The sequence below is a fragment of the Vibrio sp. 1CM24A genome (assembly GCF_023161725.1).
Lineage (GTDB): Bacteria > Pseudomonadota > Gammaproteobacteria > Enterobacterales > Vibrionaceae > Vibrio > Vibrio coralliirubri.
In genome coordinates this window covers 77736-97542 of record NZ_JALNTS010000002.1, presented here as the reverse complement: position 1 = coordinate 97542, position 19807 = coordinate 77736, and the positions used below count along the sequence as shown (strand labels likewise).

Here is a 19807-nt window from a genome sequence, read left to right as displayed (position 1 = left end):
AAAGATCTAGGTTATTATGAATTTGATCCTCAAAAACGCACGAGTGGTCTCCATGAGCTCGGGAGCCGACGGTTATCAGCCCTCTTCCCCTCAAGATATCGTTATCGAAGACGGTAAGATCGTGTCTATCTCTTGTTCAAACCACGAAGTACATACTTCTGAGGTAGAACTACCGAGCACTGATAGCTCTGCGGATTACATTACCTATGATTGCAAGAACAAACTTGTTACCCCGGGGCTGATTGATTGCCACACACATCTCGTATTTGCAGGTAATCGCGCCAACGAGTTTGAGCAGCGTTTGAATGGTGTCTCTTACACCGACATCGCCAAGCAAGGCGGTGGTATTTTAGCGACAGTAACCGCGACCCGCGCAGCGAAAGAATCTGAGCTGGTTGAAATGGCACTACCTAGACTTGATGGCCTACTAAGAAGTGGCGTAACCAGCATCGAAGTAAAATCTGGCTATGGTTTAACGCTTGAAGATGAGCTCAAGATGTTACGTGCAGCCAAAGCGTTAGAGAATCATCGCCGAATTAAGATCACCACCACTCTCCTTGCAGCACACGCAGTACCGCCAGAATACAAAGAACAACCAGATCGTTACATAGATCTGGTTTGCCAAGAGATCATTCCTAAAGCTGCAGAGCAAGGGCTCGCCGATGCCGTTGACGTGTTTTGCGAATCTATCGGCTTCAACCTAGAACAAACCGAACATGTCTTTGCAGCTGCCAAAGCACATGGGCTAGCGATTAAAGGCCACACTGAACAACTTTCAAATATGGGTGGCAGCACACTTGCAGCTAAATACGGTGCACTCTCTGTCGACCATGTTGAATATCTTGATGAGACCGGAGTAAAAGCACTGGCAGAATCAGGCACAGTCGCCACCTTATTACCCGGTGCTTTCTACTTCTTGAAAGAGACTCAACAGCCACCTGTTGCTTTACTTCGTGAACACAAAATCCCAATGGCGATCGCGACCGACCTAAACCCCGGCACCTCCCCTTTTGCTGACTTAACGCTGATGATGAACATGAGCTGCACCCTGTTTGGTACGACGCCTGAAGAAGCGCTACGCGGTGTAACTTGTAACGCTGCCGCTGCCATTGGTGAGTCACAAACCAAAGGCAAAGTCGAAATCGGTTATGCCGCAGATTTGGCTATCTGGAACATCGACCACCCTGCCGATCTAAGCTATCAAGTCGGTGTTCCTCATCTGCATAAACGCATTGTTAATGGCGAGGTGTGTCATGACTCAATCTAAATCCAACGGTATCCAAGAGAACGCAACAACCATGCATAACTTTGTGTGGACAGGGCGTAATGATCTTGAAGATGGCGCACTCGGTACTCGCGTTCATCACATTACCAAGCAAGTACAAAGTAGTGGCTTAAGTGACGAGCTGACTGACAGCGCTATCGCCTTGGTTGGCTTTGCCAGCGATGCCGGTGTTGCAAGAAACAAAGGACGCGTAGGCGCGAAACAAGCACCTAACTTGATACGCCAAGCGTTGGCGAATATGGCTTGGCATAGTGACGCACGCATCGCCGATCTCGGTGATATCGAATGCAATGACGATCAATTAGAAGTAAGCCAAAAACAGTGTGCATCTGTGATTGCCAATGCTCTATCAACTAACAAAGTGATTACCCTTGGCGGTGGTCACGAAGTGGCTTGGGCATCTTTTCAAGGTCTCGCTGAGCACCTAGATAACATTCAATCAGAACACAAACCTAAGATCGGCATCGTCAACTTTGATGCTCACTTTGATCTTCGTGAATTTGAAAGCGACATCGCCGATGTTAAACCGAGCTCAGGCACGCCTTTTAACCAGATAAGTGATTACTGCCACATACATCAATGGCCGTTTCATTACGCTTGTCTTGGCGTTAGCGCGGCTAGTAATACCAAAGCGCTGTTTCACAAAGCTGACCAACTGGGCGTGTGGTATGAACACGACCGCAACATGACTCAAGTGAATCAAGTCGATCAACTGGTTAAGTTGCAACAATTCATCGCTGAGTGTGATTACCTCTATCTTACTATCGACCTCGATGTTTTCCCCGCAACTACTGCGCCGGGCGTCAGTGCACCAGCGGCAAGAGGCGTGAGCTATGAAGCGCTCGCTCCTTTTCTAGAACAGATTTTCCAACACAGTGAAAAACTCATTATCGCGGACATTGCGGAATACAACCCAGACTATGACGTTGATGGCCAAACGGCTCGATTGGCAGCTCGTTTATGTTGGGATATAGCCAGTGCAATGGCCAGCGACTAATCCAGCTATACCGATAACTACAACTACAACTACAACTACAACTACAACTACAACTACAACGATATAACGTGAAACAGAAGGAATTCCAAAATGACGGAACACCACAACAGTGACCCTCGTCTCGACACGACTCGCGAAATTCGCGCACCTCATGGCACCACTTTGCGCGCTAAATCTTGGTTAACAGAAGCACCGCTGCGTATGCTGATGAACAACCTAGACCCTGATGTGGCAGAACACCCGCATGCACTGGTTGTTTATGGCGGTATTGGTCGCGCTGCGCGTGATTGGAAATGTTATGACAAGATTGTGGAAGTATTGGAGCGTTTAGAGGACGACCAAACGTTACTTGTTCAATCAGGTAAACCTGTAGGCGTGTTCCCGACTCATAAAAACGCACCTCGCGTTCTGATCGCTAACTCGAACCTTGTTCCACATTGGGCGAACTGGGAACACTTCAACGAGCTCGATAAAGAAGGCTTGATGATGTACGGCCAAATGACAGCAGGCAGCTGGATTTACATTGGCTCTCAAGGCATCGTTCAAGGTACTTACGAAACCTTTGTCGCGATTGCGAAGAAGCACTTCCAAGGTGAAGCGAACGGTAAATGGGTTCTAACGGGTGGTCTTGGTGGCATGGGCGGTGCTCAACCTCTTGCTGCAACGATGGCTGGCTTCTCAATGATCGCCGTGGAGTGTGATGAATCACGAATCGACTACCGCTTACGTACTGGCTATGTAGACAAAAAAGCCACCAGCTTAGATGAAGCGATGGCAATGATTAAAGAGTCAGGCACGCCAATCTCTGTTGGCTTATTAGGTAACGCCGCAGACGTATTCCCAGAGCTTGTTGAACGTAATATCACGCCTGACGTGGTGACCGACCAAACATCTGCCCACGATCCTCTGAACGGCTACTTGCCGCAAGGTTGGACGATGGAGAAAGCCGCACAAGAGCGCACCATTGATGAAGCAAAAGTGGTGAAAGCCGCTAAACAATCGATGGCGATTCAAGTTCAAGCAATGCTAGATCTTCAGTACCGTGGTGCTGCAACCGTAGATTACGGCAACAACATTCGCCAAATGGCACTGGAAGAAGGTGTGGAAAACGCATTTGATTTCCCAGGCTTCGTTCCCGCATATATACGACCTTTATTTTGTGAAGGCGTCGGTCCGTTCCGTTGGGCTGCCCTATCTGGCGACCCAGAAGACATCTACAAAACAGACCAAAAAGTAAAAGAACTGATTCCAGATAACCCACATCTACACAACTGGCTAGATATGGCGCGTGAACGCATTCAGTTCCAAGGCTTACCCGCTCGTATTTGTTGGGTTGGCTTGAAAGATCGCGAACGTTTAGGCCAAGCATTCAATGAAATGGTTAAAAATGGCGAACTGAAAGCTCCGGTTGTTATCGGTCGAGACCACCTAGATTCAGGCTCAGTAGCAAGCCCGAACCGCGAAACAGAAGGCATGATGGATGGATCAGATGCTGTATCAGATTGGCCTCTATTGAATGCCCTTCTGAACACAGCTGGCGGCGCAACTTGGGTTTCTTTGCACCACGGTGGTGGCGTTGGCATGGGCTTCTCGCAACACTCAGGCATGGTGATTTGTTGTGACGGTAGTGAAGATGCATCACAGCGTATTGCTCGTGTACTTCACAATGATCCAGCAACCGGCGTAATGCGTCATGCTGATGCAGGTTACGATATTGCCAAGCAGTGTGCTAAAGAGCAAAAGCTTGATTTACCTATGCTAAACGAAGAACTTCGTCGCCTTTAATGTCTGGAGAGAACATGTTGAATTTATTACTTAAGCCAGGACTACTAGGCTTATCTGAACTGCGTAAAATCAGCCGTAGCCCTGTGAACCTATCGCTGGATCCTGCAGCAATCCCTGATATTGAAGCGAGCATGCAGGTTGTCGAGCAAGTGATTGCTGAAGACCGCACTGTGTATGGCATCAACACGGGTTTTGGCTTACTAGCAAATACCAAAATCGCCCCTGAAGACCTCGAAGTTCTACAGAAAAGTATCGTACTTTCTCACGCAGCGGGCATTGGCAAATTTATGTCTGATGAAACCGTGCGTTTGATGATGGTATTGAAGATTAACAGCTTGTCTCGCGGTTACTCGGGTATCCGCCTCAAAGTGATTAATGCTCTTATCGATCTTGTGAACGCACAGGTTTACCCGTGTGTTCCACAAAAAGGATCAGTAGGCGCATCTGGAGATCTTGCTCCCCTCGCCCACATGAGTACCGTTTTGCTAGGTGAAGGCCAAGCACGCCACAACGGCAAGCTCATCACTGGCTTAGAAGCAATGCAGATCGCAGGTCTTGAACCAATCACACTTGCGCCGAAAGAAGGCTTAGCGCTGTTAAACGGCACACAAGCATCGACTGCCTTTGCATTAGAAGGTCTGTTCGCAGCAGAAGACTTGTTCGCGTCTGCGACTGTGTGTGGTGCAATGTCTGTTGAAGCCGCACTGGGTAGTCGTCGCCCGTTTGACCCTCGAATTCACCGCGTTCGTGGTCATCGTGGTCAAATGGATGCCGCGCTTGCTTATCGCCATATGCTTGATCAAAAGAGTGAGATTGGTGAATCACACACTTGCTGTGAAAAGGTTCAAGACCCTTACTCGCTACGTTGTCAGCCTCAAGTGATGGGTGCCTGTTTACAGCAAATTCGTAATTCAGCAGAAACATTAAACGTTGAAGCGAACTCGGTATCGGACAACCCATTGGTATTTGCTGAAGACGGCGACATTATTTCAGGTGGTAACTTCCACGCAGAACCTGTGGCAATGGCAGCGGATAACCTAGCACTTGCGATTGCAGAAATTGGTAGCCTTTCTGAACGAAGAATGGCACTACTGATTGATAGCGCACTAAGCAAACTTCCACCTTTCTTGGTCGATAACGGCGGCGTTAACTCAGGCTTTATGATTGCTCAAGTAACGTCTGCTGCTCTGGCAAGCGAGAATAAAACACTGGCACACCCAGCATCAGTAGACAGCCTTCCAACATCGGCAAACCAAGAAGATCATGTATCTATGGCAACCTTTGCGGGTCGTCGACTGCGTGACATGGCAGAAAACACCCGTGGCATCTTGGCCGTTGAATACTTAGCAGCAGCACAAGGCCTGGACTTCCGAGCGCCAAACCTATCGTCACCTCGAGTAGAAGAAGCAAAACAAATTCTGCGTGAAAAAGTGAGCTTCTACGACAAAGACCGTTACTTCTCACCAGATATCGAGCAAGCGAACCTATTGCTCAAATTATCAGTGCACAATCACCTAATGCCAGAAGGTATTCTGTGTAGCTTTTAAGAGAGAAACAATCTGAACAACACCCATTAGAGTGTTATATAAACAAGGGCTATTGGTTAGCCCTTGTTGCATTGAGCCAAAGACCATATTCCCCTTAAAATCGTCACATACCATCCAACGTATTCATCTAATCGATTGATATATAAGCAAAGTTAACTGGATAGACCATTAGAGCGAAGTTAGTTAGCTATAATCCACCCCAGATTTGATGACTAATAGCGATACTATGTTTCTGACACCTTACTTTTCTACTGAAGACAATCAATTTCAATTCACTCGTGAACAAGCTAGCCACTTTGCTAAAAAAGTAGCCGCTGACTTCAACCCAATTCACGATGAAGACAACAAGCGCTTCTGCGTGCCTGGCGACCTTTTGTTTGCAGTTCTTCTGCAGAAAGAAGGCATCAGCCAAAAAATGCGTTTTGATTTTTCAGGTATGGTGGGTAACGGTATTGCACTAAGCGTTGACAACAAATGTGAGAAAGAAAGCTCACTGGTTGACGAAAAAGGCAAAGAGTACCTACACATGTCTTGTGAAGGTGAAAAGAGCCACGACCAAGCATTCATCGAGCACGTAGTAACAAACTACGTTAAGTTCTCTGGCATGAACTTCCCGCACATCATGGTTCCTCTTATGGAAGAACAAAAAATGATGATCAACTGCCAACGTCCTCTTGTGATTTACGAGAGCATGGAAGTTGAATTTACTCGCCTAGACCTGTCTCACCCAGAAGTTGAATTCTCTGGCGCGACTTTTGATGTTGAAGGCAAACGTGGCATCGTGACCCTGAACTTCGATTTCAAAGAAGACGGCGAAGTAGTAGGTAAAGGCGTGAAGCGCATGGTAGCAAGTGGCCTTAAGCCATATGACCAAGCTTCTGTAGACGACCTAGTAAACCGCTTCAACGAGCGCAAAGAAATGTTTCTAGCTCAGTTCGCAGCCGCTGCTTAATCAGCATTATGATTTACACCACTTGATGTAAATAGCTCTAGAATAAGATCAATAAAGCCCAGCTTGATATCCTCAAGCTGGGCTTTTTTATTTCGGTTACTAAGCCACTAAAGCCTGCACTCAAATCATCACTAAATCCAGCGTCTAACCTTTTGTTTGTAATCAACATATTCCGCACCGAATAATTGTTCTAGTGCTCGCTCTTCGGGTTTGATTTGGAAGTAATTCATGTAGATTACGAAGCCAAAGCTAAGTAGTACACTGAAGATATTCTGGAAAAAGTAGCCAAAGCAAAATAGCAGGATGAACAACCCTAGGTACATTGGGTTTCGCGTGTAGCCAAAAATTCCACTGTCCACGACGGCTGAAGCGGTTTCGACTTTGATCGGGTTAACGGTGGTTTTCTGTTTTCGAAATTCCAATATGCCGGATATTCCAATCACACCACTCAATGCGACTCCGATACCTAACACAACCACTCCATAAGGTAATGCCAGTGTCCCTTGGCTCAACTGCTGAGCGCAGAAGTATGATGCTACAAATACAATAATGAACAGTGCAACGGGTGGTACTTTTAATTCTAGAAATTTCATACTTTTCCTTATTAACATTCCTTTGTTAGTTTAGAAAAAAGCCCAGCAATTGCTGGGCTAAATGTATTAGAGAATTTTTGCTAGCGCCTGTAATGGGTGAGCAAGCTTCTCACCTTCAAAACGCTTCACTTGGCTACGGCAAGAATAGCCCGTCACCAAGCAACGATCTTTTGGTAAGTCCTGCATTTGAGGCTTCCAGCTTAAACCGTATATATCTTTCGACATTTGCAGCTTATCGACTTCGTGGCCGAAAGTACCCGCCATACCACAACAACCGACAGGAACGCTGGTTAACGCCGCACCAAAGTGTTTGAAGATAGTGCCCCACTCTTTTTCAGCGTTCGGCATTTTGGTCTTCTCAGTACAGTGAGCAAACAAGTACCACATTTCTTCACTTGCTGAACGCGCTTCGAACTCACCTAACAATGGCATTAACCATTCATGCACGGTAAGCACATCAAAGTCGCCGCGCTTGTCACCTAAGATCTCGACATATTCATCGCGGTAACAAAGCACAAGAGCAGGATCAACACCCACCAAAGGAATACCGATATCCGCCACCATCGACAAGAAATCAGACGTCGATTTCGCCTCACGTGCAAATCGATTTAAGAAGCCCTTGATGTGTAGCGCTTTACCATTCGGTTTGAACGGCAGCAGTACCGGTGTTTTGCCAAGCTTTTGAGCCAGAGTGACGAAGTCTTCAATCACCTCAGCATCATAGAAGCTGGTAAACGGGTCTTGAACGATCAGCACATGCTGTTTCTTCTGCTCAGAAGACAAGCCTTCTAAGTACTGTAAGTCGAAGAGTTGCAGCTCTTTACTCGCTAGACGATTTTTTAGCGTCGGCACCGACATCAACGGTGCATCAACATAACCGACCGTTTTAGCTGTTGCCGTTTGGATCCACTTTTGACCCAATGCAGCGTTCACTACTTTTGGCGCTTTCGCCATCAGCGGCAGCATGGTTTCAATGTTGGCAACTAAATAGTCTTTTGCTGGGCGCTGGTAACGCGAGTAGTAGATGTTTAAGAATCGAGAACGGAAACTTGGTACATCGACTTTAATCGGACATTGACTCGCACACGCTTTACACGCCAAACAACCGTTCATCGCTTCATGAACTTCATGCGAGAAATCGTACTCATGGCGTTTGTTCATCGTATTTCGAACACGCTCAATCATAGTCTTAACGGGTGTGTTGTCTTTCAACGCTTCTTGCTCAAGGTCGAGAATATCAACGCCTTGTTCAGTCAGTTGACGCAACCACTCTCTTACCAAGCCTGCGCGGCCTTTTGGTGAGTGACGTCGGTCAGCCGTAACTTTCATTGAAGGACACATTGGCGAGCTCGTGTCGTAGTTGAAACACAAGCCGTTGCCGTTACATTCCATTGCTTGCTTGAAGCTGTCACGAACTTGTACGTCGATCTGACGGTCGTAAAAACCACGCTTGGTATCGGTGACTTTCACCAATTCAGCGTCACTTTCTAAAGGCGTACAGATCTTGCCGGGGTTCATCTTGTTGTGCGGGTCGAATGCCGCTTTCACACGTCTTAATTCGGTAAACAGCTCTTCACCAAAGAAGTCAGGACCATACTCAGAACGGAAGCCTTTACCGTGTTCACCCCACATCAAGCCGCCGTATTTCGCCACCAGCTTAACCACTTCATCAGAGACTTCATGCATCAATGCTTCTTGCATAGGGTCACACAGATCCAATGCTGGACGAACGTGCAGTACGCCTGCATCCACGTGACCAAACATGCCGTAATTCAACTCTTTTGAATCGAGTAACACTCTAAATTCAGAGATAAAGTCCGCGAGGTTTTCTGGTGGTACACAAGTATCTTCAGCAAAAGCGACGGGCTTAGCTCGGCCTTTCGCCGCACCCAATAAACCCACCGCTTTCTTACGCATGTTGTAGATTCGGCCAATGCTCGCCAAATCGCTACAAACTTGGAAACCAATCACGCCGGCTTCTTCGCTTTCAACCATGGTTTCAAGGCGTGCAGTCAGCGCTTGAACTTGCTGTTCAACTTCCGCTTCATCTTGGCCTGCAAACTCAACCATGTTGATGCCAAGCATCTCTTTGTTAGGAACATCGGTCAGCAGGTCGCTCACGGTGTGCCAAACGATGTCTTGCTTCGCTAGGTTCAATACTCTTGAATCCACCGTTTCAACAGACAGAGCTTTCGCTTCCACCATGAACGGCGCATTACGCAGCGCAGAATCAAACGTGTTGTATTTGACGTTAACCAGTGTCCGCGCTTTTGGAATCTTGGTTAGGTTTAACTTTGCTTCCGTGATGAATGCTAAAGAACCTTCAGCACCACATAGAACGCGAGTTAGGTCAAAGCTGTCATCTTGTTCGTTGATTGCATTCTTTAGGTCATAGCCTGTTAAGAAGCGATTCAGCGGAGGGAATTTATCTAAGATTTGAGCGCGCTTGTCTCGACAAACCGCCTCAGTCACAGCAAGTGCATGGTGAGCGAATTCACCCTCAACGGGTAAGCCGTGTGATAAATCAGATTCTAGACATGAACCATCTGCGAACACCGCTTGCAGCGACAATACATGGTCTGAGGTTTTACCGTACTTCAATGACCCTTGACCCGAAGCATCGGTATTGATCATGCCACCTAAAGTTGCTCGGTTACTGGTAGAAAGGTCTGGAGAGAAAAAGTAACCATAAGGGCGAACAGCGTCGTTCAATTGATCTTTAACGACACCAGACTGAACTCTTACCCAGCCTTCTTTCTCATTAATCTCAAGAACCTTATTCATGTATCGTGATAGGTCAACCACAACACCTTTTGTTAAAGATTGTCCGTTGGTACCGGTACCACCGCCACGAGGGGAAAAAGTCACGCGTTCGTAAGCGGATTTAGAAACCACTTTACCGATAAGCACAACGTCTTGCGTTGTTTTAGGAAGGATGACCGCCTGCGGCAATTGCTGATAGACACTGTTATCAGTCGCCACAGCCAAACGGCTAGAATATTGAGATTCAATGTCGCCAGTAAAGCCCGCTGTTTTTAGTTCATCTAAAAAGCGTACGACAACTGGATCGACATCAGCATTGAGTTGAAGTCTTGGTAACATTTGCTTCCTGCCCCTACTTCGCTGATCCTATCAGCATTGGGTTATCTGAGATTTTTAATAATTTTCTTTGAATTTCGTCACTTTACTACTATTAAGATCATATAAAAAGGTGATCAAATCAGAATCTCAGTGCAAGAATGGAGAAATAGTCACTTTCGTCTTAATTCAGTAGCAATATACTGAATAACATTTTGTTTAAGACATCTCCACGAGCACATCACAATGAAAAAAAACAAAACAGTCACAACTGAAGATATCCTTCTTAAACTATGCCAATCAGTCTCAAGCGTACTGACTTCAGCGACGGCTTCTCAGGTGTCCTATTCAGCCATGGTTCAAAAGATCAACAAGACAAGCCTAAAGCCAGACTTTGGTTGCTTCGTTCTGTTTGACGGCGGCTTTTCTGGTCTTGTTGTTATCAATTTTACGTCCAAAGCAGCGCTAGAGATCTACACCAATTACATGCGTAATATGGGCATGCCTGAAAACGAGCTTGCTGTGCTTCATACTTCAGACGAAGTGGGCGATGTATTAGGTGAGTTGATGAACCAATTGGTTGGCGATTTCACCAATAAAATCCGCAAAGAGCTGCAAACCAACATCACACAAAACCAACCGAAAATGCTAGCTCTGAACAAGCAAGTGAACCTTTCTGTTGATACTAATCTCGATCGTCCACAAGCTCGTCGTGTGACCTTCTCTACCGCTAATAACAACATCTTCTACCTTGAGCTTGCGATGGATAAGACCGAATTCATTCAATTGGAAGAATTTGAAATCGCAGAAGACGAATGTCCAGATAGCATTCTTGAGGCGACTCAGAAAAAAATGCAAGAAGCGCACAAGCCAGCTCAAAGCTCAGGCAATGATTCTGCAGCAGATCTACTCGATGAACTGGGTATCTAGATTACTAATACTCTAGTTAATCAGGAAAATCGTGTCACTAACGCCATCAATACGCTTGATGGCGTTTTTGTTTTTGTCGCAAACTGGGCTCATGCAGTCCAATGTTCACCGCCTCACATATTCATCAAACCAGTTTTGCCTTTCTGTTACCCGCGAAAACATGTAAAATGTTGGACTTTTAAAAATTTGCGGTACTGATTAAATTGTCGATGGATAAGAAAAAAGCCCTAAAGAAAATTGCCAAGTGTCTTGAGCTTGGAAATTCTGCGAACGTCAATGAAGCGGCCAATGCGATAAAAATGGCGCATAACTTGATGCTGAAATATGGTCTCGAAAAAGACGATATTGAATTTATCAAGATGGGGAAAACTCAGTCCAGTCACCTGTTACCTGCAAATATCAGTTCTACACTGCTGCGTGTTATTCGCGGTATCAACACCAAATTTGGCGTAGAAGCAGTCTTGCTGAATCACAAAGGCCTCAAGCGTGTTGAGTTCATTGGTGAAGCCGACCGCGCGATCTTCGCAGCCTTCGCTTTCGATATCATTTATCGTGAACTGAATGAACACACCGGCCAATTCAGAAATAGCTTTGCTGGTTCTGGCACAGGGTCATTAGAAGTGACACGCCGCGTGAACTCGTTTGTTTCAGGCTGGGTTGAAGGTGCACTTGAAAAGCTACCAACCATTACCCCAGACGACGAATCAAACAACAAAATCAATAACTACATTGATAAAGAATTCAAAAATATCGACCGTGAAACGTTCAAGCAGCAACTGAGAGAAGCGATGAAAAACCTCACCGCCGATTATGAAGTTGGTTTGAAGAAAGGTCGTAAATTGTCTGTTAATCGACCAGTTGGCGGTACCCAGGCAGCTAAAAAGATAACTAAATCATAGAGCCACTTTACATTACTTCGACGTATTGATAAAAACCATCAATAAGATTTACAGGACTATGTTTGTCATTCGGATTCATTCGTTTGACAGAAGTACATGATGGAGAAAATACGTTGAAAAAAATCACACTAGCCCTAGCGCTTACTATCGCTTTAACGGGTTGTCAGGCAACTCAACGCCAAAACGCGACAACTGGCGAATCTGAGACTAACTCTGCAACTCAAGGCGCTCTAATTGGTGCACTCGCTGGTGCCGTTGCTGGTGCTGCAACTGGTGACTCTAAAGATCGTGGTAAACGTGCACTTATCGGCGCAGCAGGTGGTGCGGCTGTTGGTGGTGGTATTGGTTACTACTTTGACCGACAAGAAGCAGCCCTTCGTGAAGAGCTAATGAATTCAGGCGTTCAAGTTGAACGCGTTGGCGAAAACCAACTTCTACTTCGCCTAGAAAACGGCATCGGTTTTGATTCTGGCTCTTACGCTTTAGAATCAAGCATTCACAATACCCTTCGCGGCGTTGCTCGCATCCTCGTTGAATACCCAGACACTAGCCTAGTGATTGAAGGTCATACTGACAGCACTGGCAGCGAATCAACCAATCAAATCCTTTCTGAGCGTCGTGCTGAATCTGTTCGTGCATTCTTGATCTCTCAAGACGTTGCTGCAGGTCGTGCTATTGCTCGTGGTAACGGTGAGCGTTACCCTTTATGTGACAACAACACCTCTCAAGGTCGTGCTTGTAACCGTCGCGTAGAAATTCAAATCTTGCCGCTTAAGTAGCACGATTAAAGCCCAGTCCGTCTTTATCTCTTGAATTAACCTCTATATAGTTGTTTATCAGTTATGTTACTCATTTAACGTGATAATAATAACCAACAACCATAAAGCGTATTCATACTGACATATCGATTCTGGGCTTTTTTACGAGACTTATCTTTTGCTGATCCTATCCAACATTCTGTCATCATCACTTCTTAGAGCTCTATTTCTAGCCCTCATCTTTTCCACGATACAGCTGTCCACCACACGTTTCGTGCACGCAGCAAGCAGTGATGAATTTTCACTAGAATCACAACCTCAAGATCCAGTTTCTCAATACCAATTAGCTCAAGCTTATGAATCGGGTGTCGACGTTCCTGTTAGCACCAGTGATGCATTGTATTGGTACACGCAGTCAGCAGAGAATGGCAACCCAAACGCGCAATTTAGACTGGGTGAATGGTACTTGGCAGGAACAGGTGTTGAACAAAGTAACAAGCTTGCTTTAGAGTGGTTTATTAAAGCAGCGTTGCAAGGTAATCAGCGCGCGCCTATTGAGGTCGCAAAACTCTACGAATCCTCGCTAGAACAAGACCTCCTTCAACCGTTAGATAAAGCGCAGCTATGGTATGAAGCAGCCTTAAAAAACAACCCGAATGCAGAAGATGGCTACAACCGCATTTTGGAAGCGCAATTCAACCAGCAACGTGCAAAGCAGATCTCTTCAATAGAACAGCTCGATGACAGCATCGACTCTGAAATAGACACCAGTCAGGGGTTATCTCAGCACGTTCAATCTAACCAAGCATCACGCTCTAACCTCTCCAGTTCTAACCTAACTAGCTCTGACTATATGATTGGTGCTGCGTTGGCCGTGTTGATTTCAATGGTCATCATTATTGCGACGCTCGTTATCTCAAGAAGAAGACAAGCTCTGGAGTCGGGTGATTCGCGACAGCAACAACAATCACTTGAAGCGCAGCTTAGCTCGAAGGACCTGACGATTAAGCAGCAAAAACGTCAGTTGCACACTATGTTCCACGAATTGAAGAAGCAGAAAAGCAGCAAAGGTCTAAGTCATCTTCAGGTGGCTTGCGCGCTATTTGGCTACACGCCCAGCTCAATCCCTGACCAAAAAATCATCAAGATCCGATACAAACAGCTATCAAAGATCTACCATCCAGATGGTCACGGATGTGACGAAGAAATGAAACGTTTGAACAATGCGCTAAAAACCATTTTACAAAATGTTACAAAACCGTAAACAAACACACATCTTCATTTTTCAAGATCTCAAAGATATCGATTTTATTGGTGTTGCAATCGATCCCCCTCTCAAAAACGGGTAACAAACTATTAACTAATAGGTCTTACTTGTGTCATAATTTGCGCCGAAAATACACCTGACTTAAACAGGTGAGGAGAGAATATGTTCACAATAGAAGGCGTTTGTGATTGGTGCAAAAAGCCAAGCCTAGTTAAAAAGCACGACTACCTAGATGGTAAGTGTCATCATGCATGTAAAGAGTGCAATGATATTGCAACCATTGATGTTCGCCAGTTCAATATTGGTGAAATGGAAATGAGAGCAAAACTCTCCCAAGCGACATTGAGATAAGCAACACCGTGAAATATAAGAAAGCGCCTAAGGCGCTTTTTTTGTGCCTGCGGTTTTAGATCTTCTCTCTTCTCTCTTCTCTCTTCTCTCTTCTCTCTTCTCTCTTCTCTCTTCTCTCTTCTATACAGGTGTATACAGTACTTTTCTGTCAAAACCACTGTATACACCTGTATAAAGCTCACATTTTTTCAACTTATGAGACAAAACAGCAAATTCATTCAAATTTAATTTATCTAATAATTTCAATGATTTAATTGTTTTCCATCCATAATTACAAACGAAATCGTCCAATAATCCCCCAAAAAACGCTTGATCTTATAAGCAACTAAAACTACTGTATACACATACAGCATGTATATAAGGACAGCAAAATGATTCAAGCACACGTTAAAGCACAACACTCTAGCCCGCTAGTTCACTGCGCATTTACATCAGTTTCTCGTAAAAGCAAAAATTCAAACGAGGAAGCGTTGTTTGCAAGAATGGCGTTGCTGTCCAATCAACATCAGTGGTTACTGTTTACGGCTCAAACACCAAGACCATCAGCTAAGCAGCTTAAGCAACATAATGTTTGCTGCGACCGCGTTATTCATATGAAAGCCTCTCATCAAATGACTGAGGTAGAGACTGTCGAGAAAGCAATCCGCTCTAAGAATGCGAGTGCGATTGTAGCAAGTGCATCGATTGATCAGTTTAGTCAACAGTACCTAAGAACATTAGGGTTACGCTTTCAATGTGAAGTCTTCTTTATGGATGCAAATTCAGAGCGTATTCACTAGGCCACCTTGCTTAGTAACATGTTGGCTTAATAACATTTTGGCTCAAAAACATGATCCACAAACATAGCTTAATCTTTTAGCTAACAAACTTAAGTTAACAAACAATTCGCCAAAACACAGTCCAAACATACTGCCTTCCCCTGCCCTACAATTCGCCAATTTTTTAGCGGATTGTTAGGCGGGGGTTTTTATTTAAACAATAGATTTAGCAATCGTTTGCTTTTTCTCTGGAAGCAAATAGTAGATTGGGTATAATGCCCGTCTAATCATGTGCACACCGCACTTCTCTGTATGACGTTTGATAAAAGATAGGAATGTCTAAATGAGCCTTGCTGATCAAGTTCTTGCCGTAAATGATGACCTACCAATCCGTACTGATAAACCTGTCCACAGTGGCAAGGTTCGTTCGGTCTACTGGTTAACTGAAGAAGATAGCCAACGACTAATTAAAGAGAAAGGCTACGATGTAGCACCAGATGCGCCTTTAGCAATCATGGTGATCAGTGACCGTATCTCTGCATTTGATTGTATCTGGCGTGGTGAAGGGAATCTTAAAGGTGTTCCAGGTAAGGGAGCGGCTCTGAATGCTATCTCTAACCACTGGTTCAAATTGTTTAAAGACAACGGACTTGCTGACAGTCATATTCTTGATATCCCTCACCCGTTCGTATGGATTGTACAAAAAGCTCGCCCAGTCATGATCGAGGCGATTTGTCGTCAATACATCACAGGTTCAATGTGGCGCGCATACGCAAACGGCGAACGTGAATTCTGTGGTATCGAGATGCCTGAAGGCCTTGAGAAAGACAAGAAGTTGCCTGAGCTACTGATCACGCCTTCAACAAAAGGGATTCTGAAAGGTATTCCTGGTGTTCCAGAAGCTGACGATGTGAACATCACACGTAACAACATCGAAGATAACTTCGCAGCATTCAACTTTACTCAAGCAAGCGACATCGCGCATTACGAAAAACTTCTTAAAGAAGGCTTCAACGTAATCAGCCAAGCGCTAGCAAAAGTAGACCAAACCTTTGTTGATACCAAATTTGAGTTTGGCTACGTCAACGATGTTCAAGGCAAAGAAAAACTTATCTACATGGACGAAGTCGGTACTCCAGATTCATCTCGCATTTGGGATACTCAGGAATACAACAACGGCAACATCGTTGAGAATTCAAAAGAAGGCTTCCGTCAGTTCTTGCTTAACTATTTCCCTGATGCCGACATTCTTTTGAACAAAGAACGTATGCCAGAGCGTGAAGCACTAGCTCGTGACAATGAACTTCCACTTGATTCACTAATGTCTTTGTCTCGCACTTACCTTGATATCGCAGCGAAAATCACAGGTGCGGAGATCGTACTGAGCGAAAATCCTAAGCAAGAGATCATCGACGTACTACGCGCTGACTATGGTCTAATCGACTAGTCGCTTAATTGCTTAATTGCTTAATTGCTTAATTGCTTAATATCAAAATAAAAAGCTAGAAAGCTAATAAGCTCGTAAACACAGATTTTAGATACTAAAAGGGCCTCAATATTTGAGGCCCTTTTTACGTGTACGTTTTACTATTCTTTGAGAGAGGTTATCGGCGAACTGAAGTTACAGCCTAATCGTGAACTCTTCTCCAGAATTACCCGCAATCACTAAATGACTGCGCGATTCAATATACTCGATCTGCTCTTCTTCAAGCGAATATGGCATCACTACTTTGAGCTCATTGATCCCTTCCAGCTTAGCGAGCTTGAGTAAGGTAACAATGTTCGACTCATCACTTTTACGCGTCGACATTGATTTCAACGCCATCTGCCATAAACGATCTTCAGGGCTTGCTAGCTCTTTAATGCTATCTCGCCAGACGGTACTGAACACTGGCGCAATTGTGGTAAGTGCTTCCAGAAAAGTCCATTTTTTACTGCATGAGGCGCCAAGAAATGTTGTGTAATCGAACTCTACACGCGTCTCTTCCTGTTTATCCATGATGTCCCCCGACACTTTGGCAACACAATATACTCAATATCTATCAACTCTTTCTTTATAGCAATAGGATATAGAAGAATAGTCTTTTATGACCTTTTGATTGGTTAAAAAGGCATATAAAAATCAAACTTGTAACAAAATAAGCACTGAAAAATCATATATGCACCTATTTGATTAATATTTTAGAGATAAAACTTATCCATCTATTTGATATCAATTATTCGGCTCGCTTTTTTGTACTGAATACGCCAGCCAGACCATGTCGGTAGCTCCCAACGTTTTGGCGATAACTTTCGACTACCCGATTGATAGTGGACGTAAATCAGCTTTCTTGAGGGCATATATTCTACGTCGAGTTGCAAGTCAGCAAGGCTCAATGCAAACGGGTATTTTTCCGAAAACTCTGAATAGAGCCAAGTTGGAATGCCATCAAACGGTATGTCTGCATGCTCGAACATTTCCAATTCGCTGACATCAGTAACACCCAAAACTTCAAGCTGCTCTATAAACCATAGCTCAAAGTTAATACTCTCAATTTCTGGGGTGTATTGTGTTTGTTCATCGAGACCAAGTTTCACATACAGCTGCCAGTGTTTGATTTCTTGAGTGCGAGCCTTTGCAAAACCCGGAAGCTGGTCTCCATTTAACACAAGGTCGACGATAGGTTTTAACGATAATTGCCCTTCAGCCGCGACGAGCTTGGTTGTAATCGTTCGACTTGCGTACACCAACGCCATCTCGGTAAAAACGCCACCGTCATTTACTACTGTTTCGCCTTGCACCCACTCTCCTAGTTCAGCATCAATGAGAAGCTCAAGAGGAATGGGTGCCGTGACCGTCGCTAAGGTTAGTGTCTGCTTAACGCCTCTTCCCGGCAAGCTGTGAGTATCCAACACCAACATCGCTTGTGCATTGTCCGGGAAACGGTTCTGACGACCGAGTACCACTTCTAACGCTCCATTAGCAAACGCTTCTTTCCTCTTCAGCCTGCGCACAAACACCAGTTCAGGATGCAGATTCACAATGGTCTTGAGCAGTTCAATGCGTTGGAAACGTGACGCGACTTCTAGCTGAGGAAGTTCAAACACCTCACGCATTTGCTTAGCCAAACCTTGGGCTTCATTCAGTGCTTGCTGGTCGATGTCTAAATGCGGATATTCTCGACCACGCACAATCTGAATCAACAGGCTTAAATCACACCCTTCTTTCTCTTGTTGCGCGAGCGCTTCTAGATGTTCTGCATTGTTTGGTAACTGATACAAGCGAGCAGGAACGGACAACGCCGCAGTGAGATCGACCATCGCCTCTTTTAATGCTTTGGTTTTGATTCGAGTAACGATATCGGCATACAAAGCATCAATCGGCAGCGGGTAAAGCTTTTTGCCATGCTCGGTAATTTGATGGTTGGCGTTAATCGCTTCCATCGTCAGCAAGGTTTGAGTTGCACTGTTGAGTGACTTTTCAGGAATAGGATCAAGGAAGGGTAAGCTCTCGAGCGGAGCACCACAACATGCCGCGGCCAACATAGGCTCGGTCAGCTCTTCACGCTGTAATTCAGGCGGTGTGACTAACTCTAACGCCGCGTGCTCACCATATAGGCGAACGCAAACGCCGTCCATTACCCTACCCGCGCGGCCAGCTCGCTGTTTGGCACTCGCTCGTGATATAGATTTAAGCATCAGTGTGGTTCTGCCATTACGTTGAACGGTGCGTCTCTCTAATCCTGAATCTATCACCACGCCAATGTCAGGAATGGTTAATGAGGTTTCGGCAACGTTGGTCGCAAGGATGACCTTTCTCAAATCATTACCTTCAGTATTGATATTCCGACCCGATAACGCTGAATCTCGCTCTTTATCACTGACCGACGCATGCAATTTAATAACTTGGATATCTGGATTTTTCGCTAAGGCTTGTTCACATTGCGCGATCTCTTTTTTACCCGGCAGAAAAACCAACATATCGCCAGAAGAAGCGATCAACTGATGATTCACTTCTTCCGCAATGCGTTGCTCTAGATGTCGAATATCAGGCAGTGTTCTGGATTCGTTCGCTCTGTGCTCAATCTCAACTTGATAAGTTCGTCCTTCACAGCTTATTCGATTGGCATCCAAATACTGAGCAAGGCGCTCACCCTCAATGGTTGCTGATGTAATCACCAAACGATGACTCGCTTTTTGCTTCAGAATCGCCACCAGCAGATCAATGTCCCAGCGCCTCTCATGAAACTCATCCACCACGATCACATCAAAGTTAGCTAATCCATCTTCTGATAACCAACGCAGCGCGATACCGGGTGTCACAAAAACGACGCTAGTTTGCTCGTTGTACTCCGATTCAAGCTTAATCGCGTAGCCCACTTTGTTCCCAAGCTTCTCGCCGGATTGCTGTGCGAGATATTTAGACAATGATGTACACGCGATGCGTCTTGGCTCCACCACTAACACTCGCCCATGTTGAGAGGCCCAAAGTGGCAGGCGCGTTGACTTACCCGATCCAGTTTCCGCCTCTACGACAAGGTGAGAATTAGCGATTTGTTCGTGGAATACATTTTGATAAGCATCGATGGGAAGTAATGACATAAAAAGGGAGCGTCGCGAAAAAGTGT

16 protein-coding genes are annotated in these 19807 nt (G+C 45.2%); 12 read left to right on the top strand and 4 right to left on the bottom strand.

The window, feature by feature from the left end:
- Positions 1-16 precede the first annotated feature (16 nt).
- The 5 genes from hutI (at position 17) to MSG38_RS04480 (ending at position 6566) form a co-directional block, all read left to right on the top strand.
- Complete coding sequence (hutI, locus tag MSG38_RS04500) at positions 17-1267, top strand: imidazolonepropionase (RefSeq protein WP_248401140.1); 1251 nt, start codon at positions 17-19, stop codon at positions 1265-1267.
- The gene (gene hutG, locus MSG38_RS04495) at positions 1254-2282 is read left to right on the top strand and encodes a formimidoylglutamase (protein ID WP_248369251.1); all 1029 of its coding nucleotides are present in this window, start codon (positions 1254-1256) and stop codon (positions 2280-2282) included. The genes hutI and hutG overlap by 14 nt, the downstream gene beginning before the upstream one ends.
- A 90-nt stretch (positions 2283-2372) precedes the next feature.
- On the top strand, positions 2373-4067 hold the full coding sequence (hutU, locus tag MSG38_RS04490; protein WP_019821879.1) for a urocanate hydratase: 1695 nt from the start codon (positions 2373-2375) through the stop codon (positions 4065-4067).
- Between the two features lie 14 nt (positions 4068-4081).
- Complete coding sequence (gene hutH / locus MSG38_RS04485) at positions 4082-5614, top strand: histidine ammonia-lyase (RefSeq protein WP_060982475.1); 1533 nt, start codon at positions 4082-4084, stop codon at positions 5612-5614.
- 226 nt (positions 5615-5840) lie between these two features.
- Entirely contained in the window at positions 5841-6566 is a 726-nt protein-coding gene (locus tag MSG38_RS04480) for a DUF3581 domain-containing protein (protein ID WP_081231220.1), read from the top strand.
- A gap of 131 nt (positions 6567-6697) precedes the next feature.
- Here the strand turns inward: MSG38_RS04480 and MSG38_RS04475 are convergent, their stop codons facing one another.
- Together MSG38_RS04475 and MSG38_RS04470 are read right to left on the bottom strand one after the other, a co-directional pair.
- Complete coding sequence (locus MSG38_RS04475) at positions 6698-7159, bottom strand: isoprenylcysteine carboxylmethyltransferase family protein (protein ID WP_248369245.1); 462 nt, start codon at positions 7157-7159, stop codon at positions 6698-6700.
- 66 nt (positions 7160-7225) lie between these two features.
- Complete coding sequence (locus MSG38_RS04470; RefSeq protein ID WP_248401138.1) at positions 7226-10261, bottom strand: FAD-binding and (Fe-S)-binding domain-containing protein; 3036 nt, start codon at positions 10259-10261, stop codon at positions 7226-7228.
- A 222-nt stretch (positions 10262-10483) separates the two neighbouring features.
- Between MSG38_RS04470 and MSG38_RS04465 the strand changes: the two genes are divergently transcribed.
- From MSG38_RS04465 to MSG38_RS04435, 7 genes are all read left to right on the top strand, one after another.
- Entirely contained in the window at positions 10484-11167 is a 684-nt protein-coding gene (locus tag MSG38_RS04465; protein ID WP_248401136.1) for a DUF3334 family protein, read from the top strand.
- Between the two features lie 209 nt (positions 11168-11376).
- Entirely contained in the window at positions 11377-12066 is a 690-nt protein-coding gene (locus tag MSG38_RS04460) for a DUF2786 domain-containing protein (protein WP_017059769.1), read from the top strand.
- Between the two features lie 113 nt (positions 12067-12179).
- A complete protein-coding gene (locus MSG38_RS04455; RefSeq protein ID WP_048607125.1) occupies positions 12180-12845 on the top strand; it encodes an OmpA family protein in 666 nt (221 codons plus the stop codon).
- A 157-nt stretch (positions 12846-13002) separates the two neighbouring features.
- Positions 13003-14088: a tetratricopeptide repeat protein gene (locus tag MSG38_RS04450; RefSeq protein ID WP_248401134.1), complete on the top strand. Its 1086-nt coding sequence runs from the start codon at positions 13003-13005 to the stop codon at positions 14086-14088.
- A gap of 165 nt (positions 14089-14253) precedes the next feature.
- Positions 14254-14442, top strand: coding sequence for a hypothetical protein (locus MSG38_RS04445; RefSeq protein ID WP_004733419.1), 189 nt, complete (start codon positions 14254-14256; stop codon positions 14440-14442).
- 371 nt (positions 14443-14813) lie between these two features.
- Positions 14814-15221 carry a SulA-like leucine-rich domain-containing protein gene (locus tag MSG38_RS04440; protein WP_017055178.1) on the top strand — a complete coding sequence of 136 codons (408 nt, stop codon included), beginning with the start codon at positions 14814-14816 and terminating at the stop codon, positions 15219-15221.
- A 322-nt stretch (positions 15222-15543) separates the two neighbouring features.
- The gene (locus MSG38_RS04435) at positions 15544-16647 is read left to right on the top strand and encodes a phosphoribosylaminoimidazolesuccinocarboxamide synthase (protein ID WP_248401132.1); all 1104 of its coding nucleotides are present in this window, start codon (positions 15544-15546) and stop codon (positions 16645-16647) included.
- A 174-nt stretch (positions 16648-16821) separates the two neighbouring features.
- Here the strand turns inward: MSG38_RS04435 and MSG38_RS04430 are convergent, their stop codons facing one another.
- Positions 16822-17199, bottom strand: a complete 378-nt coding sequence (locus MSG38_RS04430) for a hypothetical protein (protein WP_019821854.1) — start codon at positions 17197-17199, stop codon at positions 16822-16824.
- A 203-nt stretch (positions 17200-17402) separates the two neighbouring features.
- Entirely contained in the window at positions 17403-19781 is a 2379-nt protein-coding gene (locus tag MSG38_RS04425; RefSeq protein ID WP_248401130.1) for a helicase-related protein, read from the bottom strand.
- Positions 19782-19807: the final 26 nt, after the last annotated feature.